This window comes from Cupriavidus gilardii, assembly GCF_013347325.1.
GTDB classification, from domain to species: domain Bacteria; phylum Pseudomonadota; class Gammaproteobacteria; order Burkholderiales; family Burkholderiaceae; genus Cupriavidus; species Cupriavidus gilardii.
In genome coordinates, this window is sequence record NZ_CP054626.1 from 2,491,861 (window position 1) to 2,512,975 (window position 21,115).

18 protein-coding genes and 1 tRNA gene are annotated in these 21,115 nt (G+C 68.3%); 12 read left to right on the plus strand and 7 right to left on the minus strand.

The window, feature by feature from the left end; genetic code table 11:
• Positions 1-69: 69 nt before the first annotated feature.
• From sucC to recA, 4 genes are all read right to left on the minus strand, one after another.
• Entirely contained in the window at positions 70-1,236 is a 1,167-nt protein-coding gene (gene sucC, locus FOB47_RS21360) for an ADP-forming succinate--CoA ligase subunit beta (RefSeq protein WP_053822362.1), read from the minus strand.
• Positions 1,237-1,338: 102 nt separating this feature from the next.
• Positions 1,339-2,031 (minus strand): DUF2889 domain-containing protein, encoded by a 693-nt coding sequence (locus tag FOB47_RS21365; protein ID WP_053822363.1) that lies wholly within the window; start codon positions 2,029-2,031, stop codon positions 1,339-1,341.
• A 248-nt stretch (positions 2,032-2,279) separates the two neighbouring features.
• On the minus strand, positions 2,280-2,747 hold the full coding sequence (recX, locus tag FOB47_RS21370; RefSeq protein WP_053822364.1) for a recombination regulator RecX: 468 nt from the start codon (positions 2,745-2,747) through the stop codon (positions 2,280-2,282).
• A 174-nt stretch (positions 2,748-2,921) separates the two neighbouring features.
• Complete coding sequence (gene recA, locus FOB47_RS21375) at positions 2,922-3,974, minus strand: recombinase RecA (RefSeq protein WP_006576703.1); 1,053 nt, start codon at positions 3,972-3,974, stop codon at positions 2,922-2,924.
• A 404-nt stretch (positions 3,975-4,378) separates the two neighbouring features.
• Here recA and FOB47_RS21380 point away from each other — a divergent pair, with 404 nt between their 5' ends.
• The 5 genes from FOB47_RS21380 (at position 4,379) to FOB47_RS21400 (ending at position 9,279) form a co-directional block, all read left to right on the plus strand.
• Complete coding sequence (locus tag FOB47_RS21380) at positions 4,379-5,071, plus strand: response regulator (RefSeq protein WP_053822365.1); 693 nt, start codon at positions 4,379-4,381, stop codon at positions 5,069-5,071.
• Between the two features lie 105 nt (positions 5,072-5,176).
• Positions 5,177-6,748, plus strand: coding sequence for a sensor histidine kinase (locus tag FOB47_RS21385; protein ID WP_053822366.1), 1,572 nt, complete (start codon positions 5,177-5,179; stop codon positions 6,746-6,748).
• Positions 6,745-7,065, plus strand: coding sequence for a DUF4212 domain-containing protein (locus FOB47_RS21390; RefSeq protein ID WP_174782067.1), 321 nt, complete (start codon positions 6,745-6,747; stop codon positions 7,063-7,065). The genes FOB47_RS21385 and FOB47_RS21390 overlap by 4 nt, the downstream gene beginning before the upstream one ends.
• Positions 7,066-7,353: 288 nt before the next feature.
• On the plus strand, positions 7,354-9,054 hold the full coding sequence (locus tag FOB47_RS21395; RefSeq protein ID WP_174782068.1) for an MFS transporter: 1,701 nt from the start codon (positions 7,354-7,356) through the stop codon (positions 9,052-9,054).
• A gap of 148 nt (positions 9,055-9,202) precedes the next feature.
• Positions 9,203-9,279 (plus strand) — tRNA-Met (locus FOB47_RS21400).
• A 117-nt stretch (positions 9,280-9,396) separates the two neighbouring features.
• Here the strand turns inward: FOB47_RS21400 and FOB47_RS21405 are convergent.
• Positions 9,397-10,431, minus strand: a complete 1,035-nt coding sequence (locus FOB47_RS21405) for a helix-turn-helix transcriptional regulator (RefSeq protein WP_174782069.1) — start codon at positions 10,429-10,431, stop codon at positions 9,397-9,399.
• 337 nt (positions 10,432-10,768) lie between these two features.
• On the opposite strand from FOB47_RS21405, the gene FOB47_RS21410 reads away from it, so the two are divergent.
• Positions 10,769-11,032: a hypothetical protein gene (locus FOB47_RS21410; RefSeq protein ID WP_174782070.1), complete on the plus strand. Its 264-nt coding sequence runs from the start codon at positions 10,769-10,771 to the stop codon at positions 11,030-11,032.
• Positions 11,033-11,330: 298 nt separating this feature from the next.
• On the plus strand, positions 11,331-11,768 hold the full coding sequence (locus FOB47_RS21415) for a universal stress protein (RefSeq protein ID WP_006579090.1): 438 nt from the start codon (positions 11,331-11,333) through the stop codon (positions 11,766-11,768).
• A 123-nt stretch (positions 11,769-11,891) separates the two neighbouring features.
• Here FOB47_RS21415 and FOB47_RS21420 read toward each other — a convergent pair whose 3' ends face one another.
• Complete coding sequence (locus tag FOB47_RS21420) at positions 11,892-12,923, minus strand: serine/threonine protein kinase (RefSeq protein WP_170266009.1); 1,032 nt, start codon at positions 12,921-12,923, stop codon at positions 11,892-11,894.
• 31 nt (positions 12,924-12,954) lie between these two features.
• Positions 12,955-14,493, minus strand: coding sequence for a DEAD/DEAH box helicase (locus tag FOB47_RS21425; protein ID WP_174782071.1), 1,539 nt, complete (start codon positions 14,491-14,493; stop codon positions 12,955-12,957).
• A gap of 343 nt (positions 14,494-14,836) precedes the next feature.
• On the opposite strand from FOB47_RS21425, the gene miaB reads away from it, so the two are divergent.
• The 5 genes from miaB to lnt all read left to right on the plus strand — a co-directional run bounded on the left by miaB (position 14,837) and on the right by lnt (position 20,859).
• Positions 14,837-16,249 carry a tRNA (N6-isopentenyl adenosine(37)-C2)-methylthiotransferase MiaB gene (gene miaB / locus FOB47_RS21430; protein WP_174782072.1) on the plus strand — a complete coding sequence of 471 codons (1,413 nt, stop codon included), beginning with the start codon at positions 14,837-14,839 and terminating at the stop codon, positions 16,247-16,249.
• 67 nt (positions 16,250-16,316) lie between these two features.
• Positions 16,317-17,312 (plus strand): PhoH family protein, encoded by a 996-nt coding sequence (locus FOB47_RS21435; RefSeq protein WP_053822372.1) that lies wholly within the window; start codon positions 16,317-16,319, stop codon positions 17,310-17,312.
• A gap of 16 nt (positions 17,313-17,328) precedes the next feature.
• Positions 17,329-18,075, plus strand: coding sequence for an rRNA maturation RNase YbeY (gene ybeY, locus FOB47_RS21440; RefSeq protein WP_053823186.1), 747 nt, complete (start codon positions 17,329-17,331; stop codon positions 18,073-18,075).
• A 232-nt stretch (positions 18,076-18,307) separates the two neighbouring features.
• Complete coding sequence (locus FOB47_RS21445; protein WP_174782073.1) at positions 18,308-19,180, plus strand: HlyC/CorC family transporter; 873 nt, start codon at positions 18,308-18,310, stop codon at positions 19,178-19,180.
• Complete coding sequence (gene lnt / locus FOB47_RS21450) at positions 19,177-20,859, plus strand: apolipoprotein N-acyltransferase (RefSeq protein WP_174782074.1); 1,683 nt, start codon at positions 19,177-19,179, stop codon at positions 20,857-20,859. The genes FOB47_RS21445 and lnt overlap by 4 nt, the downstream gene beginning before the upstream one ends.
• Positions 20,860-21,115 lie beyond the last annotated feature (256 nt).

The window sequence follows — 21,115 nt, forward strand, 5'->3', positions numbered from 1 at the left end:
TAATCCTTTGCTTGGCTGTCGCGGCGGGCGCACGGCGCCACGCCACTCGCTTTCGGTTTCGCGTCTGGCTTACTTGCCCGCGGCCGCGGCCACCACCTTCTGGGCCGCTTCTTCCATGGTGTCGGCGGAGATGATCGGCAGGCCCGACTCGGCCAGCATCTTCTTGCCGAGGTCTTCGTTGGTGCCCTTCATGCGGACGACCAGCGGCACGCCGAGCTGCACCGCCTTCGAGGCCGAGATCACGCCTTCGGCGATCACGTCGCAGCGCATGATGCCGCCGAAGATGTTGACCAGGATGGCCTGCACGTTCGGGTTCTTCAGCATCAGCTTGAAGGCCTCGGTCACCTTCTCGGTGGTGGCGCCGCCGCCCACGTCGAGGAAGTTGGCCGGCTCGCCGCCGAACAGCTTGATGGTGTCCATGGTGGCCATCGCCAGGCCGGCGCCGTTGACCAGGCAGCCGATATTGCCGTCGAGCGAGATGTAGGCCAGGTCGAACTTCGAGGCTTCGATTTCAGCCGGATCTTCTTCGTCCAGGTCGCGGTAGGCGACGATTTCCGGGTGGCGGAACAGCGCGTTCGAATCGAAGTTGAACTTGGCATCGAGCGCGATCACCTTGCCGTCGCCGGTCAGGATCATCGGGTTGATTTCGGCCAGCGAGGCGTCGGTGTCCCAGAACGCCTTGTACAGCCCCTGCAGCGCCTGGCGCGCTTGCGGCACGCTGGCGTCGGGCACGCCGATCTTGCGGGCGATGTCGTCCGCGTCCTTGTCGGTCAGGCCGATCGACGGCTCGATGATCAGCGTGTGGATCTTCTCGGGCGTCTGCGCGGCGACTTCCTCGATGTCCATGCCGCCTTCGCTCGAGGCCATCAGCGCGACCTTCTGCGACACGCGGTCGACGACCAGGCTGACGTACAGTTCCTTCTTGATGTCGGCGCCTTCTTCGATCAGCAGGCGATTGACCTTCTTGCCCTCCGGACCGGTCTGGTGCGTGACCAGCTGCATGCCCAGGATGTTGCTGGCATAGGTCTTGACCTCGTCCAGGCTCTTGGCCACCTTGACGCCGCCACCCTTGCCGCGGCCGCCGGCGTGAATCTGCGCCTTGACGACCCACACCGGGCCGCCAAGCTGTTCGGCCGCCTTCAGCGCTTCTTCGACCGAGAATGCGGGGATACCGCGCGGAACCGGCACATTGTATTTGCGCAGGATTTCCTTGCCTTGGTACTCATGGATATTCATGCGTGTTTCCTTTCGGGTAGGCGTAAATGGGTAGAAAAGCCGGGTAGTAAAGCGTGGTGATGAAGCGGGAGAGGTCGAGATCTCGGTGGGGACCCCGGCATCTCACCCGGAGGTTCCGGTGGACCGGTGCGAGGCGGCGCCGTCGTCGTCGGGAATCGCCTGCGCGGATTGCGGTGACTGCGGCGGTGACTGCGGCGGCGAGGCCGCGGGCGCATCGGCCCGGACTCTCGGTTTCGGCTGGTGTCCGTACCAGCGCGGGTAAAACTGGCGAACCACTTCCCCTTCGAAATGCAGCGCATGGCAGCCATGCAGCTGGTAGGGCGGTTCGGGATTGCTGTCGTCGCTGGCGCCGTCGCGAATCTTGAAGACGTCGCCAGCAAAGGCCTGGATTGCCGTCGTCGGCAGGATCCCGGCCAGCTCGGTCAGATGGGTGCAGCCGGCCACGCCGCCCAGGCGCTCGCGCACGGCCTTGCGAAAGCCCTTCATCAGGTTCAGGCCGATCAGCTGGCGGTAGGCCGGGCCGATGGTGTCGCAGTGGCCGGGATAGGGAACCCAGTCCGAGCAGGCCTCGGCGTCGACCACGTTCATGCGCAGGTCGATGGTCACGCGCAGCCACAGGTCGTGCAGCGGCTGGCCGATCGGCCGCACGCCGCCGCCGGCCAGCGGAATGTCGCGGGGCTTGGTGTCGGTGAGCCGGGCCTCGATGTCCCACAGGCCGTCTTCGCGGAGATACGCCTCGGCCGTGATGGCGCGGCGATGACGCAGGGCGCGATTGACGGGGGCGGAAAGCGGCATGGCACCAGGCTGTGACAAGGGAAGACGCGGTGGAACCGGCGTCTGAAGACGATTTGCTGCGGGCGCACGAATTCGCGGCGCGCTTGCGGAAAACTCGTGGAGTTTAACATGCCGAGCCACATTGGCCGGGAATACCCGGATGTGTGCAGTGTCGGCCCGGATTGTCGGCGCGGATGATCGGACTACCGGGGCGTCTGCATCACACTCCGCCTCTGGGCCGATCCGGCACGCCGTTCATTCGAACCATCTCACTCGGGCTGCTCGTCCGGCGGCAGATCGGCGTCGCGGATCACCCGGCTGATCGCCGCCTGGGAAAAGCCGCGCGCCGTCAGGAAGCGCAGCTGTTTGGCCTTTTCCTCCGGCGTGGCCGGCGCCACGCCAAAGCGCTTGCGCCAGACCTCTCGCGCGCGCTCCAGTTCCGTGGCGCGCAGCTGCTGCTGCAGGTCGGCCAGTTGCTCGCCGTCGAGCTGGTGCGTGCGGGCTTCCTGCATGACGCGGGAAGCGCCATAGCGGCTGGCGCGCCGGTGCACCAGGCTCTCGGCAAAGCGGGCGTTGGACAGCCAGTTCTCGCGCTCGAGCGTATCGAGCAGGCGCTCCAGTTCCTCCGGCGACTCGGCATGCGGCGCCAGCTTGCGCGCCAGCTCTGCGCGGCTATGCTCGCGGCGCGACAGGTAGCCGACCGCGCGCGCTTTCAGGGACAGCGGGGGACGGGGCATGAAGACGGCTTGGGATGTAGCGCGATCGCGATGCTGGGCAGACTCCCCCTCCCGCTTGCGGGAGAGGGGTGGGGAGAAAGGCAAGCGGCGCCTGGCATGCGGCCGCGGGTTGAAACCACCCGCTCTCCCCGACCCTCCCCCCTGAGGGGGAGAGGGAGAACATCATCAACCCGCTTACTCTTCCGCCAGCGCCGGCGTGCCGTTCATCGGCACCACGCCGAGGGCGGCGCGGACCTTGTTCTCGATTTCGTTGGCGATATCGGGATTCTCGCGCAGGAATTCGCGCGCATTGTCCTTGCCCTGGCCGATCTTCTCGCCGTTGTAGCTGTACCAGGCGCCCGACTTCTCGACGATCTTGGCGTCCACGCCGAGGTCGATGATCTCGCCCTGGCGCGAGATGCCCTGGCCGTACAGGATGTCGAAGAAGGCCTCGCGGAACGGCGGCGACACCTTGTTCTTGACCACCTTGACCTTGGTCTCGTTGCCGATCACGTCGTCGCCCTTCTTGATCGAGCCGATGCGGCGGATGTCGAGGCGGACCGAGGCGTAGAACTTCAGCGCGTTACCGCCCGTGGTGGTTTCCGGCGAGCCGAACATCACGCCGATCTTCATGCGGATCTGGTTGATGAAGATCACCAGGCAGTTGGTGCGCTTGATGGTGCCGGTCAGCTTGCGCAGCGCCTGGCTCATCAGGCGGGCCTGCAGGCCCGGCAGCGCGTCGCCCATCTCGCCTTCGATTTCGGCCCGCGGCACCAGCGCCGCGACCGAGTCGATCACGATCAGGTCGACCGAGCCGGAGCGCACCAGCGCGTCGGTGATTTCCAGCGCCTGTTCGCCGGTGTCCGGCTGCGAGATCAGCAGGTCGCCGACGTTGACGCCCAGCTTGCTCGCGTAGTTGACGTCCAGCGCGTGCTCGGCATCGACGAACGCGCAGGTGCCGCCCAGCTTCTGCATCTCGGCGACCACCTGCAGCGTCAGCGTGGTCTTGCCCGACGATTCCGGGCCGTAGATCTCGACGACCCGGCCGCGCGGCAGGCCGCCGACGCCCAGCGCGACATCCAGGCCCAGCGAGCCGGTCGACACCACCTGGATATCCTGCTCGACCTCGCCATCGCCCATCCGCATGATCGAGCCCTTGCCGAACTGCTTCTCGATCTGCGCCAGCGCGGCCGCCAGCGCCTTCTGCTTCTCGGCGCTCACGCCAGCTGCCTTCTTGCCGTCATCCATGGTCGTCCTTCCGTCAATGGTGTATAAATAGGCCGCATGCGGCGCGCCGCCTGCTATTCGAAGCCGATATTGTGCGGCCACTCGTTACGCAGACCCACGCGCCCGACCCGCGCCACCCCGGCGGTCTGCATCGTCGGAGCGCGCTGCGGCAACGCATTCTAGAGGCGGAGCATGGCAGCCGTGAATCAGCATCGGCTCAAAAATGCCCGGTTGACCGGCGCGATCTCCGACGCGTGGCCTCGGTTGCGATCCAGCCCCATGCGCCCGCCTGGAATCAGCGGGTACTGTATAAAAAAACAGTATGCTTGGCAAGCCCCATTTCATTCCATAGTGCGCATGCCGATCGGGACGACAGGGGGAGCGGCGCCCGCCAGCGCCCACCCGCCAGGCCAGGGGAGACCACCATGCGCATTCTGATTGCCGAAGACGACGACGTGCTGGCCGACGGCCTGACCCGTTCCCTGCGCCATTCCGGCTATGCGGTCGATCATGTGGCCAACGGCATGGAAGCCGATTCGGCGCTGTCGACGCAGGCCTACGACCTGGTGATTCTCGATCTGGGGCTGCCCCGCATGCCTGGGCTCGAGGTGCTCAAGCGGCTGCGCGCCCGCGGCGCGATGGTGCCGGTGCTGATCCTGACCGCGGCCGACAGCGTCGACGAGCGGGTCAAGGGCCTGGACCTGGGCGCCGACGACTATATGGCCAAGCCCTTCGCGCTGTCCGAACTCGAGGCGCGCGTGCGCGCGCTGGTGCGGCGCGGCACCGGCGGCGGCGCGACGCTGATGCGGCACGGCCCGCTCGCGTTCGACCAGGTCGGCCGCATCGCCTATCTGAACGACCAGATGCTGGACCTGTCGGCCCGCGAGGTCGGCCTGCTGGAGATCCTGCTGACGCGCTCCGGCCGGCTGGTGTCGAAGGAGCAGCTGGTCGACCATCTGTGCGAATGGGGCGAGGAGGTCAGCAACAATGCGATCGAGGTCTACGTGCACCGGCTGCGCAAGAAGATCGAGGTCGGCGGCATCCGCATCGCCACCGTGCGCGGGCTCGGCTACTGCCTGGAGAAATACCAGCCGGCCCCGGCGTCAGCGCATCCCTGACTGCGCTGACGCCGCCGCGAACACCGACACGGACGCCGGCGACGCCGCGGCCTTCCCTGCCACCCTGACCCGCCACCGGCCGCTCTCATCGCTCCCGCCCTTCGCATGTATCCGCTGCGCCTGCCCTGGAAACGCCCGTCGCCGGCGCCAACCGACGCCCGCCGCCGCGCCGGCTCCGCACCCCGCGCCGAGGACGAGGTCAGCGACGAGATGCTGGCCGACGCGCTGCCCCATCTGGAAGACGACGCCGCGCACGCGTCGCCGCGCTCGCTGTTCGGCGAGATCCTCGACTGGATGCTGGCACCGCTGCTGCTGCTGTGGCCGCTGAGCATCGCGGTGACCTATCTGGTCGCCAAGTCGATCGCCAACGGGCCTTACGATCGCGCGCTCGAATCGAGCGCGATCGTGCTGTCGCAGCAGGTGCGCGAGGTCAACGGCGGCGTGACGCTGCAGCTGCCGCTGTCGGCCCGCGAGATCCTGCGCGCGGACGAGACCGACGCGGTCTACTACCAGGTGGTCGGCACACGCGGCGAGCTGGTGGCGGGCGATCGCGACCTGCCGCTGCCGGTCGAGGAGGACCGCGGCCACGCCGGACTGGTGTCGCTGCGCGACGATCAGGTCGCCGGCAACGACGTGCGCGTGGCGTATACCTACGTCGAGATGCCGGCGGTGCCGGGCGGCCATCCGGTGCTGGTACAGGTCGCCGAGACGCTCGACAAGCGCGCGCGGCTGGCCAACGAGATCATCAAGGGCGTGATCCTGCCGCAGTTCGTGATCCTGCCGCTGGCGGTGCTGCTGGTGTGGTTCGGGCTGTCGCGCGGGCTGGCGCCGCTGACCGCGATCCAGCAGCGCATCCGCGCGCGCAATCCTGGCGACACCAGCCCGATCGACGAACAGGCCGCGCCGCAGGAGATCACGCCGCTGGTCGCCTCGTTCAACGAACTGCTCGAGCGGCTCGATCAATCGGTGCAGACGCAGAAGCGCTTCATCGCCGATGCCGCGCACCAGATGAAGACCCCGCTGGCCGGGCTGCGCATGCAGGCCGAACTGGCGCAGCGGGAGCAGTCGCCGGAGGAACTGCGCAAGTCGCTGGCGCAGATCGCCGGCAGCTCGCAGCGCACCGCGCATCTGGTCACGCAGCTGCTGTCGCTGGCACGCATGGAGAACTTCGCCGGCAGCGGCAATATGGCGCCGCTCGACCTGGCCGCGCTGGCGCGCGAGGTGGTCAAGGACTGGCTGCCGCAGGCCTGGGCCAAGCGCATCGACCTCGGCCTCGATGCGTCCGACCATCCGGTGATGGTCCGGGGCAATCGCCTGATGCTGACGGAGATGCTGAACAACCTGCTCGACAACGCGATCCGCTACACGCCGCCGGGAGGCCACGCCACCGTGCGGGTCAGCGCCGATCCGTTCGAGCCGTTCGCCTATCTGGACGTCGAGGATACCGGGCCCGGCATTCCGCCGGCCGAGCGGCCGCACGTGATGGAGCGCTTCTATCGCGTGCTGGGCACCAGCACCGAGGGCAGCGGGCTGGGCCTGGCGATCGTGCGCGAGATCGTGCAGCAGCACGGCGGCGACGTCGCCATCGAGGACCACGTCTACCAGCAGCAGCCGCGCCTGGCCGGTGCACGGCTGCGCGTCACGCTGCGGCGTCCGGCGCCCGGGGAGGCGGCATGAACGCGCCCGATCCGGTCCGGCTCGCGCGCCAGCAGCGCGCCGCGGCCGCCTGGCGCACCAACCTGCGCTGGACCGCGGTACTGCTCGCGCTGTGGTTTGCCGGCACGTTCGGCGTCAGCTGGTTCGCGCGCGAACTGCGCTTCGACTTCTTCGGCTGGCCCTTCTCGTTCTGGGCCGGCGCGCAAGGCTTGCTGATCCTGTACGTGCTGATGGCCGCCGCCTACGCCTGGCGCATGAACCGCGCCGACCGCGAGATCGGCGAGCCCGCCGACGATGCCGCGCACGCCGACGATGGCGATGCTGCGCGGCACCGCTGAACGCCGCCGTGCCTGCTGCCGCGCGCAGCGCGGATCGCCGCCCCCTCGCGCGCCCTGCCATCCCGCATCGCAGCATCGCACCGGCCGTGGCAAGGCGAGCCCAATCGCCGCGCGGCGCTAGCGTATACCCCGAGCAATAAGGGCCCCCGCGCGCCCTTCCCTGTCAGAACGCCGTAAGTTTCGCCTCCCAGAATCCACACACATTCGACGGCCTCCGCCGGTACGCGGCGTTGCCGCCCGCGTAGCGCGGCCGTGCGAAAGGACCCCTGAACAGTAGGAGGAGACAAGATGGCTAACGCCCAGAATGTCGCAGTGCCGGGAGGCAGTGCGCAGAATGCGCCGATGACGCGCGAGGAGAGGAAGGTCATTCTCGCCTCGTCGCTCGGCACCGTGTTCGAGTGGTACGACTTTTATCTGTACGGTTCGCTGGCGGCGATCATCGCCAAGCAGTTCTTCGCCGGCCTCGATCCGACCTCGGCCTTCATCTTCGCGCTGCTCGCCTTTGCCGCCGGCTTCATCGTGCGGCCGTTCGGCGCGCTGGTGTTCGGCCGGCTCGGCGACATGATCGGTCGCAAGTACACGTTCCTGGTGACGATCCTGATCATGGGCGTGTCGACCTTCATCGTCGGCCTGCTGCCCAGCTACGCCACCATCGGCTGGGCCGCACCGGTGATCCTGATCGCGCTGCGGATGCTGCAGGGCCTGGCGCTCGGCGGCGAGTACGGCGGTGCGGCGACCTACGTCGCCGAACACGCGCCGCACGGCAAGCGCGGCTCGTACACGTCCTGGATCCAGACCACGGCGACGCTCGGCCTGTTCATGTCGCTGATCGTGATCCTGGTGTGCCGTCAGCTGACGGGTCCCGACTTCGAGGTCTGGGGCTGGCGCATCCCGTTCCTGCTGTCGATCGTGCTGCTCGGCATGTCGGTCTACATCCGGCTGTCGATGGCCGAATCGCCGGCGTTCCAGCGGATGAAGTCCGAGGGCAAGACGTCGAAGGCGCCGCTGACGGAATCGTTCGCGCAATGGCGCAACCTGAAGATCGTGATCCTGGCGCTGGTGGGCCTGACCGCCGGCCAGGCCGTGGTCTGGTACACCGGCCAGTTCTACGCGCTGTTCTTCCTGACCCAGGTGCTGAAGGTCGACGCCAAGACCGCGAACCTGCTGATCGCCGGCGCGCTGGTGATCGGTACGCCGTTCTTCGTGTTCTTCGGCGCGCTGTCGGACAAGATCGGCCGCAAGTGGATCATCATGGCCGGCTGCGCGCTGGCGATGCTGACCTACTTCCCGCTGTTCAAGGCGCTGACCCACTACGCCAACCCGGCGCTCGAACGCGCCCAGCAGTCGGCCCAGATCGTCGTCACCGCCGATCCGAAGCAGTGCTCGTTCCAGGGCAGCCCGATCGCGCGCGAGATCGACTTCCGCAGCTCCTGCGACATCGCCAAGCGCACGCTGGCGCAGTCGTCGGCAAGCTATGAAGTCGTCGAGGCGCCGGCCGGCACCACCGCCACCGTCAAGATCGGCGATCGCGAGATCCAGGCCTTCAACGCCTCGCTGGTGCCGCAGGGACACAGCTTCGATCCGGACAGCAAGGCGAAGATCGATGCCTTCAAGAAGGAGGTCGCCTCGGCCATGACGGCCGCCGGCTATCCGACCAAGGCCGATCCCGCCGAGATGAACACGGTGATGGTGCTGGTGATCCTGGTGATCCTGGTGATCTACGTGACCATGGTCTACGGTCCGATCGCCGCGATGCTGGTCGAGCTGTTCCCGACCCGCATCCGCTACACCTCGATGTCCCTGCCCTACCACATCGGCAACGGCTGGTTCGGCGGCATGCTGCCGACCATCTCGTTCGCCCTGGTCGCGCAGAACGGCAACATCTACTACGGCCTGTGGTACCCGATCGTGATCGCCGGCATCACGCTGGTGATCGGCTCGCTGTTCATCCGCGAGACCAAGGACGTCGATATCTACGCGCACGACTGATCTTCGACCGCGCCACGCCGGCCCGGGGGCCGGCGGCGAAACCGGCGGTCGGCCAGGGCCGCCGGTTTTTTTTTGGCATCCGGATACCCGTGGACCGCACAAAAGTGTTGACAGCGATCCAGCGGCCCGTATAATGGCGGTCTTCGTCGGCGAATTAGCTCAGTCGGTTAGAGCGACGGAATCATAATCCGCAGGTCCGGGGTTCGAGTCCCTGATTCGCCACCAGTATTTCGAAGGGGTCAGCGCAAGCTGACCCCTTTTTGTTTTGGCGCCGCCCTCCAGGGTCCCGATCGGGGCTCCTCTCGGGAACCCCTCCCCACCACCCGCCCCCCAGTTCCGTCCTCAGTTCCGGCAGTAAGCCCGCGCCATCGACTTGACCTCGAGCGCCAGCGCGCGGCGCAGCGCCACCGGCTCCAGCACCTCGACCTGCGGCCCGAACGAGCGCAGCCAGCGCACCAGCCAATCGGCCATCTCCACCGTGCAGCGAACCACCAGCGAACCGTCGGGGCCGATCTCCTCGGTCTGATCGGGCGCCATCGGCGCGTCGCGCACGATGTCGCCGCAGCCCTTGGCAAAGCGCACCGCCAGCTTGATATTGCCGTCGCCGTGCAGCCCGAATTCGGCTGCCTCTTCGACGTAGTCGGCCAGCGAGAAATGGTCGGGATAGATGAAGCGCTCCTTCAACGCGTGCGCCGCGTGGACGCGGTCCAGCCGCAGGCATTGCGGTGCCGGCTCTTCGTCTTCCAGTCCGCCCAGATAGACCATGCCGGCCTTCTCGACCACGCCGAGCGGCATCAGCACGCGCTTGCTCTCCGGTTCGAAGCGCGGCCGGTAGACGACCTCCAGGCAGCGCTCCTCGAAGACCGCCGTCAGCACCGGCAGCAGCACGACCTCGCGCAGCCGCGGCGGCACCAGCGGCGAACTGCGCTCGACCACCGATACCTTGCGATGCCAGGCGATCCGCCCGGTGCCGCCCTCGCCGCTGCGCCGGCGCAGTTGCGACTCGGCGGCATCGAACAACGGCCGCAGCAGGGTCGCCATCACCGAGGTGATCTGGCGGCCGGCGAACCGTTTCAGCACCTGCAGGGCCAGCGCCTCCTCGTCGCTGAGCCAGGTGCCGGCGTTGGACAGCATCCGGCCGGCGCCTTCGGCGCGGCGCCACATCAGGCCGCGCCCTTGCGCGCGGCACTCCGCCGAGCCGTCGGCGAGCAACAGCACCAGCCGCTGCTGCAGCACCTCGGCGGGCGGCTCGGCGACGCCGAGGGCGGCAAGGCCGTGCGCCACGTCCTCGGCGCTCATCCAGCGGCGGGGACCACCGTCGTCAAGCAGGACGGAAAGAATGGAAACGTCGAGTTGCGAATCGAACTGTTGGGCCATAAAGCGCAATCAGAGGTTGGTCATCCGTGGGGAGAGCGAAGCCTATCAAGCGGGGCGTCCGGAAATGAAGGAAATGGACAAGGAACGACGGTTCCCGGCACGCACTTCGGCCCTCCGAAACGAAAGTGCGAGCAACAGCCTATGCGATGCCCGCCGGCACGCGGAGTGGGCAAGGCCCAGGCCGGTGCAGCACAAGCATTCGCATTGTTAAAAACTTTGAATAACTGATACGAGGCAGCGTCGCGTCGCTGCCCGGATGTGAGCCTATTCTTCTCACATCGGCTGACGACATCCCGCCGCAAAACGATTCTTAAAAATTCAACAAATGGAGAAAATCATGAAGATCACCACCACCCGCCTGGTTCTCAGCGCCGCCATCGCCGGTACCGCGCTGCTGTCGCTGAACAGCGTGTTCGCCGCGCCGGTGCGCGGATCGCATGCCGGCGACGACTATGGCTACACGTTCCGCTCGACGGACCGCTTCGCCGACGGCGGGCGCGCCTTCAACGTCTACGGGGACGGCGCCCGCACGCACGACGTCTACAGCGAGGGCGCACGTACCAGCACCCGCGGCGATTACCCCGCTCCGATCGGCGAATGAGCCGGCACGTTGTGACGAAGCGAAGGAGCGAGCGATGAGCGTTCGAGACAATGCACTGATCGTGGCGGCGTGGATCGGCGCCTGCCTCGCCAGTGGCTGGCTAGTGACCTTTACGGGGATGCTGCTGTCGCAGTAAGTGCAGGATCAGGCATGCAATTCGGCGAAGTGCCGAGTTTTTGACCGGAATCATGGCGAGATCGCCGCCTAGCTGCCATCATGAATTCAGCCAGGCACGGCAACGCCGAACCGCCTGGCCGTCGACAACGCCTGCAAGGCCCCTGATAGGAGAACCCTCGCCATGACCCATATCGTGCTCGCCACTGACGGCTCCGCCTTCAGCGACGCCGCCGCCCGCTTTATCGCCGAAGGGAAGCTGCTGCAGGGCGAACGGACCGTGCATGTGGTGCACGTCGCCCCGGAGGTCACCGGACAGGTCCGCGCCTTCGTCAGCAAGGACGCGATCGACGACTGGCATCGGGAGGAGAGCGAAAAGGCGATGCGCTCGGTCTGCGACATCCTGGCCGCCGCGCAGCTGCGCGTGGAAAAGCATGCGCTGAGCGGCTTTCCGCCGGACCGGATCGTGGCGCTGGCCAAATCGGTCAACGCCGATGCGATCGTGATCGGCACCCATGGCCGCGGATCGTTCTTCGACGCGGTGCTCGGCTCGGTCGCCGGCCGCGTGGTGGCGCATGCGTCGTGCCCGGTGATCCTGGTAAAGGCGCCGGAGAAGGCGTGATGGTGTGATGGCCTGATGATGCGGGCCATTCCAGGCCCACAGTGTGACGAGCGCCGCGGTCGCGCCCGGGACGATCGGCAGCCCGGCCGATCAACTCGCGATCAACTCGGGATCAAGCCGCGATCAAGCCGACCACAGCGGCGGCTCGTCCATCAGCGCGATCTGTTCGCGCAGTTCGAGGATGCGGTCCTGCCAGTAGCGCGCCGTGCCGAACCACGGAAACGCGGCCGGAAAGGCCGGATCGTTCCAGCGGCTCGCCAGCCAGGCGCTGTAGTGCAGCAGGCGCAGCGTGCGCAGCGCCTCGACCAGATGCAGTTCGCGCGTCGGGAATTCGGCGAAGTCCTCGTAGCCGGCCACGATATCGGCCAACTGGCTCTGCATCGCGGCGCGGTCTCCCTCCAGCAGCATCCACAGGTCCTGTACCGCGGGGCCGGTCCGGCTGTCGTCGAAGTCGACGAAATGCGGACCGGCGCTGCCGCCGCGGGCCTGATCCGCGTCGATCCACAACAGGTTGCCGCGATGGCAGTCGCCATGCAGCCGCAGCATCGCCACGTCGCCCGCGCGCTCGTAGCAGCGCCGCACGCCATCGATGGCGAGATCGGCGGCGGCCTGCCAGGCCGGCCGCAGATCGGCCGGGATGCAGTCCTGCGCCAGCAGCCAGTCGCGCGGCGCCACGCCGAAGGTCTCGACATCGAGCGCGGGCCGATGAAGATAGGGCCGGGTCGCGCCCACGGCATGGATGCGGCCGATGAATCGGCCCAGCCAGGTCAGCGTATCGGCGCGATTGAGCTCGGGCTCGCGGCCGCCGCAGCGCGGGAACACCGCGAAGCGAAAGCCCGCATGCGACAGCAGCGTGCTGCCGCCGCACTCGAGCGGCGGCACGGCGGGGATCTCGGCCTCGGCGAGCTGCCGCACGAAGGCATGTTCCTCGAGGATGGCGGCGTCGCTCCAGCGTCCGGGACGGTAGAACTTCATCACCAGTGGCGCGCCGTCCTCGACCCCGGCCTGCCAGACCCGATTCTCGTAGCTGTTCAGCGCCAGCAGCCGGCCGTCCGGCATGAAGCCGGCCGCCTCGAGCGCATCGAGGATCAGGTCGGGCGTCAGCCCCGCGAACGGAATGTCCGGCGAGGCGGCGGGATCGGGCGACGTCACCATGGCTAAGCGCTAGCTTAGGACACCGCGCGCGTCAGGACCCCTGCCGCGAACGCTGTCCGCCGAGCAATGCCGCCTGCGGGCCGGGGCGGCGGTTGCGCGACGGACCGTTCGACTCGGACGCCGGGCGCGGCGCGGCCTGCGCACGTTCGCCATTGCCGGCCGGGCGGCCGGGGCCCTTCACCTGGCCATTGGCCTGGCCGCCGGGCTTGCCGTTGCGCTGCGGCGCAACGCCTGCTTCCTGCGGACGCGGGGAACGCGGCTGGCGCGGCGGCCGCGCTTCCGTACGGCGCTCGCCCGACGGTGCGCCTGAGCCCTTACCGGCACCATTACCGCCAGGATTGCCGGCACCCTGCGAACGCCCCCGTCCGCCGCCGCCATTCTGGCCGCGCGCCTGGCGGCCCTTCTGGATCGGCTCGGGCGCGATGGTCGGATCCGGCTCGAAGCCCGGCAGCACGATCTGCTCGAGCTTGCGCTTGATCAAGCGCTCGATGTCGCGCAACAGGCCATGCTCGTCGACGCAGACCAGCGACACCGCCTCGCCCTCGGCGCCGGCGCGGCCGGTACGGCCGATCCGGTGCACATAGTCTTCCGGCACGTTCGGCAGGTCGAAGTTGACCACATGGGGCAGCTGGTCGATATCGATGCCGCGCGCGGCGATGTCGGTCGCCACCAGCAGCCGCAGCGTGCCGGCCTTGAACTCGGACAGCGCACGCGTGCGCGCCGACTGGCTCTTGTTGCCGTGGATCGCCAGCGCCGACAGGCCTTCCTTGCTCAGCTGCTCGGCCAGCCGGTTGGCGCCGTGCTTGGTGCGGGTGAAGACCAGCACCTGGTGCCAGTCGTGCTCGCGCACCAGGTGCGCCAGCAGTTCGCGCTTGCGCTCGCGATCGACCGCATAGACGCGCTGCGCCACGGTCTCGGCCGTGGTGTTGCGGCGCGCGACCTCGATCGAGGCCGGATTGTCGAGCAGGCGGTCGGCCAGCGCGCGGATCTCGTCGGAGAAGGTCGCCGAGAACAGCAGGTTCTGCCGCTTGGGCGGCAGCACGTTCAGGATCTTGCGGATGTCATGGATGAAGCCCATGTCCAGCATGCGGTCGGCCTCGTCCAGCACCAGCATCTCGACATGCGACAGATCGATCGTGCGCTGGCCCACGTGGTCCAGCAGACGGCCGGGCGTGGCCACCACGATATCGACGCCGCGCTTGAGCTGGTCGATCTGCGGGTGGATGCCAACGCCGCCGAACATCACCATCGAACGCAGGCGCAGGTACTTGCCGTAGTTGCGCACGCTTTCTTCGACCTGCGCGGCCAGTTCGCGCGTCGGCGTCAGCACCAGCGCGCGGATGCGGGGCCGTTCGCCGCGGGCCGGCGGCTCGGCGCGCGACAGCAGTTGCAGCATCGGCAGCGTGAAACCGGCGGTCTTGCCGGTACCGGTCTGGGCGCCGGCGAGCAGGTCGCCGCCCTTCAGGATCGCGGGAATGGCTTGCGCCTGGATCGGCGTGGGCGTGGTATAGCCCTGCTCCGCCACGGCGCGGACAAGCTTGTCAGACAAGCCTAGTTCTGAAAAAGACATGGAATTCGTTTCGGCCGCCCCTTGCGCACGGATGCGCCAATCGTCGGGGCCGGCATGGATTGTGGCGACTGGCCGGCTGCCGCCGTCATCGCCTGCATGGGCGGGACGCGGGGTGCCGGGGAAGCGGAACGACTGCCTCCGCCTCCAGGTTCGGAAGGCCCGTAGTGTATCAGCCTCGGCGCATTCGCACCGGACGCCCCATGAGCCGAGCGGGTAGAATAGCGGGCTGTCCCGCCTGCCCTGCCCCCGCCCGCCCGCGCGCCCGGCGCCGGCCCCCGCGGCAGGCCATGTTCCGCCCCCTGAAGCATCCGATGCCCCCAGGTCAACCACTGAGATCGGCACCATGAATCCACGTCCCCAAGCCGCCGAGGCCACCCAGCCTGCGGCCGCCCCCGCCACGCCCGTCAAGAAGGTCTTCGTCAAGACCTACGGCTGCCAGATGAACGAGTACGACTCCGACAAGATGGTCGACGTACTGCACGCCAGCCAGGGCCTGGAGAAGACCGACAATCCCGAAGACGCCGACGTGATCCTGTTCAATACCTGCTCGGTCCGCGAGAAGGCGCAGGAGAAGGTGTTCTCGGAACTGGGGCGGATGAAGGCGCTGAAGGCCGCCAAACCCGACCTGGTGATCGGCGTCGGCGGCTGCGTGGCCAGCCAGGAAGGCGCGGCCATCGTCTCGCGCGCGCCGTATGTCGACGTCGTGTTCGGCCCGCAGACGCTGCACCGGTTGCCCGACATGATCGCGCGCCGCCGCCAGAGCGGCCAATCGCAGGTCGACATCTCGTTCCCCGAGATCGAGAAGTTCGACCATCTGCCGCCCGCGCGCGTCGAAGGCCCGAGCGCCTTCGTCTCGATCATGGAAGGCTGCTCGAAGTACTGCAGCTACTGCGTGGTGCCCTACACCCGCGGCGAGGAGGTCTCGCGCCCGTTCGACGACGTGCTGGCCGAGATCGCGGGCCTGGCCGACCAGGGCGTGCGCGAGGTCACGCTGCTGGGCCAGAACGTCAACGCCTACCGCGGCCGCATGGGCGACACCAGCGAGATCGCCGATTTCGCGCTGCTGATCGAGTATGTGGCGGAGATCCCGGGCATCGAGCGGATCCGCTATACCACCAGCCATCCGAAGGAATTCACCGCGCGGCTGATCGACATCTACGCGCGCGTGCCCAAGCTGGTCGACCATCTGCACCTGCCGGTGCAGCACGCCTCGGACCGCATCCTGATGGCGATGAAGCGCGGCTACAGCGTGCTCGAATACAAGAGCATCATCCGCAAGCTGCGCGCGATCCGGCCGACCATGTCGATGTCGTCGGACTTCATCGTCGGCTTTCCCGGCGAGACCGACGCCGACTTCGACAAGCTGATGGCGATGGTCGAGGAGATCGGCTACGACACCTCGTTCTCGTTCATCTTCAGCCCGCGCCCCGGCACGCCCGCGGCCAACCTGCACGACGACACGCCGCACGAGGTCAAGCTGCGCCGGCTGCAAAGGCTGCAGGCGACCATCGAGGAGAACGTGCAGCGCATCAGCCGCGGCATGGTCGGCACGGTGCAGCGCATCCTGGTCGAAGGCCCGGCGCGCAAGGACCCGAACGAGCTGCACGGCCGCACCGAGAACAACCGCGTGGTCAATTTCGCGCTGCCCGGCGTGCCGCAGGCGAGCCGCGACCGGCTGATCGGCCAGATGGTCGAGGTCACGATCACCGAGGCCTTCCCGCATTCGCTGCGCGGCGAGATCCTGGTGCGCGGTTAAGCGGGACCCCCGGCACGCCGCGCGCCCGCCGACGGCCGACGACGAACAACAACGGAGCGCTCTCCCGATGAAAATTCCTTCCGCCGAATTCGTGGCGCCCAAGGACGACAACGCCCGGCTGCAGAACCTGTGCGGTCCGCTGGACGAAAACCTGCGCCAGGTCGAACAGGCGCTGGACGTCACGATCCAGCGGCGCGGCCACAAGATGACGGTGCGCGGCGCCAACGCCAACGAGGCCGCCGCCGCGCTGGAGCGCTTCTACAACCAGGCCCGCACGCCGCTGTCGATCGACGACGTGCAGCTCGGCCTGATCGAAACGCGCCAGTACGCCGCGCATGTCGCCGGCCCGCCGGGCGCGGACAACGACGCGGGGGGCGATGCCGACGACGAATCGCCGGTGCTGCATACGCGCCGCACCGGCCTGGTCGGCCGCACCGCGGCGCAGCGCGACTACCTGCGCAATATCGTCGCGCACGACCTGACCCTGGGCATCGGCCCGGCAGGCACCGGCAAGACCTATCTGGCGGTGGCCTGCGCGGTCGATGCGCTCGAACGCGACGCGGTCAAGCGCATCGTGCTGACGCGTCCCGCGGTCGAGGCCGGCGAGCGGCTGGGCTTTCTGCCGGGCGATCTGGCGCAGAAGGTCGATCCGTATCTGCGCCCGCTGTATGACGCGCTGTACGACCTGCTCGGCTTCGACCGCACGCAGAAGATGTTCGAGCGCCAGATGATCGAGATCGCGCCACTCGCCTATATGCGGGGCCGCACGCTGAACCACGCCTTCATCATCCTGGACGAGGCCCAGAACACCACGCCGGAGCAGATGAAGATGTTCCTGACCCGGATCGGCTTCGGCTCCAAGGCGGTGATCACCGGCGACACCACGCAGATCGACCTGCCGCGCGGCCAGAAGAGCGGCCTGATCGAAGCCCAGCACGTGCTGCGCGACGTGCGCGGCGTCGCCGCGACCCGCTTTACCAGCATCGACGTAGTGCGCCATCCGCTGGTGGCGCGCATCGTCGAGGCCTACGACGAATACCACGCCCAGCACAAGGACACCTGATTTGACCAGCAAGAAGATGGCTCCCAGCGCCGCCCCCAGCCTGATCCTGTTCGACGGCGAAGGCCGGGCCCGCAAGAGCGCCGCGCACGCGCTGCGCGTGCAGCTGCCCGACGGCCGCAGCCTGACCGTGGACCTGTCGCAGGCCGCCGACGGCGTGGTGTCGCTGCTGGCCGAGCACAGCGACCCGCGCCAGCGCGCCGGCCTGCTGGCCCGGCCCGACAGCCACGATGCGCTGGCGGTGGCGGTCACCGCCACGCCGCAGCTGACCACCACCGGCACGCCGGCCACGCCGCCCGAACTGACGCTGGACGTGCAGTACGGCGACGGCATCCGCGGCCGGCGCGGCCTGCCGCCGCGCGCGCGTCTGCAGACGTGGCTGCGCTCGGCGCTGTTCGCCGACGCCCAGCTGACCGTACGCTTCGTCGGCGAGGACGAGGGCCGCGCGCTGAACCGCGGCTTTCGCGGCAAGGACTATGCGACCAATGTGCTGACCTTCGCGTATGCCGAGCACGAGGACGACCCGGTCACCGCCGACATCGTGCTGTGCTGCCCGGTGGTCGAGCGCGAGGCGCGCGAGCAGCGCAAGCCGCTCGAGGCCCATTACGCGCATCTGCTGGTGCACGGCGCGCTGCACGCGCAGGGCTACGAGCACGAGGACGACGCGGAGGCAGAGGAGATGGAGGCCATCGAGACCGAAACGCTGCTGGCGCTGGGCTTTGCCGACCCGTACCGCGACGACCGCGGCCCGCGTCTGGGGCACTGAACGATCAGCGAGGGGGATCGGCGGGCGGCCCCGCTTGCCCTCTCCCCGGCTCTCTCCCCGGCTCTCTCCCCCGCTCCGTCCCCCGCAAGCGCGACGGGGAAGAAAACAGTCAGGTGCGGCGCCAGCGCCGCATTCGACCGGCCAGGCGGCGCCGGCCCGCGGCCACCGCGGTCAGAACCGAAAAACAATTGGTGTATGCTTGCTCCGGTATCCACCACGCGCACCTTGCGCCATGAACGACCCTTACCCTAGTTCGAAACCAGTCGACCGGCCCCGGTCCCTGCTCGAACGACTGAGCGATCTGATTTCTCCCGAGCCCGAATCGCGGGCCGAATTGCTCGAAGTCCTCCAGGATGCCCACGCCCGCAATCTGATCGACGCGGAGTCGCTGTCGATGATCGAAGGCGTGTTCCAGGTCTCGGAATTGACCGCGCGCGACATCATGGTGCCTCGCGCCCAGATGGACGCGGTCAATATCGCCGATGCGCCGGAAGCCTTCATTCCCTTCATGCAGGAGACGGCGCACTCGCGCTTCCCGGTCTACGAAGGCAGCCGCGACAACATCATCGGCATCCTGCTCGCCAAGGACCTGCTGCGCTACTACACCGACAGCGAGTTCGACCTGCGCGAGATGCTGCGGCCCGCGGTGTTCATCCCCGAGTCCAAGCGCCTGAACATCCTGCTGCGCGAATTCCGCAACAACCGCAATCACATCGCGATCGTGGTCGACGAGTACGGCGGTGTCGCCGGGCTGGTCACGATCGAGGACGTGCTGGAACAGATCGTCGGCGACATCGAGGACGAATTCGATCTCGACGAGGATGACGACAATATCGTGCCGCTGCCCGACGGCAGCTGGCGCGTGCACGGGCTGACCGAGATCGAGCAGTTCAACGAGGCCTTCGGCACCCAGTTCCCCGACGACGACGTCGATACGGTCGGCGGCCTGCTGACCAACCACGTCGGCCACGTGCCGCACCGCGGGGAAATCATCACGCTGCCGCCGCTGCGCTTCGAGGTGCTGCGCGCCGACGCGCGCCAGCTGCATCTGCTGCTGGTCCGGCGCGAAGCGGCCGCCGTCACCGACGCCGTGGCCAACGCATGAAGCGGCTGGCGCAGGGCTGGAACGGCGCCGCCGCCGAACTCGAGACACCGCTGACCGACACCCGCCGCCGCCCCGCGCGCTGGGGCCGCCTGCTGCTGGCCGGCGTGCTTGGCGTCGCCCATACCCAGGCCTTCGCGCCGCGCGACTGGTGGTGGCTGCAGCTGCTGGCGCTGGCGGGACTGGCCGCACTGCTGTTCGACACCCGCCGCGTGCGCGATGCCGCCGCGCTGGGCTACGCCTTCGGGCTGGGCTGGTTCCTGTCCGGCATCTGGTGGCTCTATATCAGCATGCATGTCTACGGCGAGATGCCGGCCTGGATGGCCGCGCTCGCGGTGCTGCTGTTCTCCGGCTACCTGGCGCTCTATCCCGCGCTGGCGGCCGCCGCGTGGCATCGCGCCACCGCGCCGCGGCGCTTCGCTTCGGCCGCTTCGGGCAGTTGCGCCGGCTGGTTTGGCCTGGTGGCCGCGCCGCTGGCGTTCGGTGCCGCCTGGGGCCTGACCGAATGGCTGCGCGGCGTGATCTTCACCGGTTTCCCGTGGCTGGGCAGCGGCTATGCGCATACCGACGGGCCGCTGGCCGGCTACGCGCCGCTGCTGGGCGTCTACGGGGTCGGCGCGTTGGCCGCGGTCTGCGCGGCCTGGCTCGCCGCGCTGGCGCGCATCGCGCGGCCGGCATCGGCGAAATTGCCCGATATGCCGGCGGGCGGTCGCCCCGCCGCGCTGTCGGCAACGCTCGCGGTCCCGCTGGGCCTGGCGGTGCTGCTCGGCGCGGGCTGGCTGCTGGCCGGCCGCGCCTGGACCGAGCCGGTCGGCGCGCCGCTGTCGGTGCGGCTGCTGCAGGGCAACGTGCCGCAGGACATCAAGTTCGAGGCCGCCGGCATCGCCCGCTCCAATGCGCTGTACCGCGACATGATCACCGCCGCCCCGGCCGACCTGGTGGTCACGCCGGAGACCGCGTTTCCGCTGATCCTGCAGGACATGCCGCCGGAAATCGCGCTGGCGCTGCGGCAGTTCAGCGTCCGCACCGGCACCGCGCTGCTGTTCGGCGCCGCCGGCACCGACTCCCCGGTCGACTTCACCAACAGCGTGTTCGGCATCGGCCCCGAGATGAAGGGGCTGTACCGCTACGACAAGCACCACCTGGTGCCGTTCGGCGAGTTCATCCCCTGGGGCTTCCGCTGGTTCGTCGACATGATGAAGATGCCGCTGGGGGACTTCCGCCGCGGCGGGCTTGCGCAGGCGCCGCTGCCGGTGCGCGGCGTGCTGGTCGCGCCCAATATCTGCTACGAGGATCTGTTCGGCGAGGAAATCGCGCGCACGCTGCGTGGCCAGCGGGAGCCGGCCAATGTGCTGGTCAACGTCACCAATCTGGCCTGGTTCGGCGACACCATCGCGCTGGACCAGCACCTGCAGATCTCCCGGATGCGCGCGCTCGAGACGCGCCGGCCGATGCTGCGCTCGACCAATACCGGCATGACGGCGGTGGTCGCACCCGACGGCAGCGTGCCGGCGCGGCTGGCGACCTTCACCACCGGCACGCTGAGCGCGCGGGTGCAGGGCACGCGCGGGCTGACGCCCTATGTGCGGGTCGGCAATGTACCGGCGGTGCTCGGCTGCCTGCTGGTGCTGCTGGTGGTGGCCTGGCGCGCGGCGTCGCGCCGGCGCGGCGCCGGCGCCTGAGCGTTTCGCCGGCCTGGGCGGCCGAGCCTTACTGGATCACGCTGGCGACGATCGATACCGCAGCAGCCGCTGCCATCACCGCCAGGGCGACCAGATAGGGTTTGCGCGAGAGAAGCGACATGATGTTTGTCCCCGTGGTGTTGGCGCCGGCGGCTGCCTGCACGGCGCCGCCCGCTGCCTCTGTCGAACAGCTTTTCAATAATGTATACAAAAATCGATAACGGCAGGCCCTTGCGGAACTTGAGATCCCTCGGGA

What these genes read in the sequence shown, in the direction of transcription:
- FOB47_RS21385 (WP_053822366.1), top strand. Translation starts at nt 5,177, where the DNA reads ATGTATCCGCTGCGCCTGCCCTGGAAACGCCCGTCGCCGGCGCCAACC.
- FOB47_RS21415 (WP_006579090.1), top strand. Translation starts at nt 11,331, where the DNA reads ATGACCCATATCGTGCTCGCCACTGACGGCTCCGCCTTCAGCGACGCC.
- sucC (WP_053822362.1), bottom strand. Translation starts at nt 1,236, where the DNA reads ATGAATATCCATGAGTACCAAGGCAAGGAAATCCTGCGCAAATACAAT.
- FOB47_RS21380 (WP_053822365.1), top strand. Translation starts at nt 4,379, where the DNA reads ATGCGCATTCTGATTGCCGAAGACGACGACGTGCTGGCCGACGGCCTG.
- FOB47_RS21365 (WP_053822363.1), bottom strand. Translation starts at nt 2,031, where the DNA reads ATGCCGCTTTCCGCCCCCGTCAATCGCGCCCTGCGTCATCGCCGCGCC.
- FOB47_RS21425 (WP_174782071.1), bottom strand. Translation starts at nt 14,493, where the DNA reads ATGTCTTTTTCAGAACTAGGCTTGTCTGACAAGCTTGTCCGCGCCGTG.
- FOB47_RS21395 (WP_174782068.1), top strand. Translation starts at nt 7,354, where the DNA reads ATGGCTAACGCCCAGAATGTCGCAGTGCCGGGAGGCAGTGCGCAGAAT.
- recX (WP_053822364.1), bottom strand. Translation starts at nt 2,747, where the DNA reads ATGCCCCGTCCCCCGCTGTCCCTGAAAGCGCGCGCGGTCGGCTACCTG.
- FOB47_RS21445 (WP_174782073.1), top strand. Translation starts at nt 18,308, where the DNA reads ATGAACGACCCTTACCCTAGTTCGAAACCAGTCGACCGGCCCCGGTCC.
- FOB47_RS21435 (WP_053822372.1), top strand. Translation starts at nt 16,317, where the DNA reads ATGAAAATTCCTTCCGCCGAATTCGTGGCGCCCAAGGACGACAACGCC.
- recA (WP_006576703.1), bottom strand. Translation starts at nt 3,974, where the DNA reads ATGGATGACGGCAAGAAGGCAGCTGGCGTGAGCGCCGAGAAGCAGAAG.
- FOB47_RS21410 (WP_174782070.1), top strand. Translation starts at nt 10,769, where the DNA reads ATGAAGATCACCACCACCCGCCTGGTTCTCAGCGCCGCCATCGCCGGT.
- ybeY (WP_053823186.1), top strand. Translation starts at nt 17,329, where the DNA reads ATGGCTCCCAGCGCCGCCCCCAGCCTGATCCTGTTCGACGGCGAAGGC.
- lnt (WP_174782074.1), top strand. Translation starts at nt 19,177, where the DNA reads ATGAAGCGGCTGGCGCAGGGCTGGAACGGCGCCGCCGCCGAACTCGAG.
- FOB47_RS21405 (WP_174782069.1), bottom strand. Translation starts at nt 10,431, where the DNA reads ATGGCCCAACAGTTCGATTCGCAACTCGACGTTTCCATTCTTTCCGTC.
- miaB (WP_174782072.1), top strand. Translation starts at nt 14,837, where the DNA reads ATGAATCCACGTCCCCAAGCCGCCGAGGCCACCCAGCCTGCGGCCGCC.
- FOB47_RS21420 (WP_170266009.1), bottom strand. Translation starts at nt 12,923, where the DNA reads ATGGTGACGTCGCCCGATCCCGCCGCCTCGCCGGACATTCCGTTCGCG.
- FOB47_RS21390 (WP_174782067.1), top strand. Translation starts at nt 6,745, where the DNA reads ATGAACGCGCCCGATCCGGTCCGGCTCGCGCGCCAGCAGCGCGCCGCG.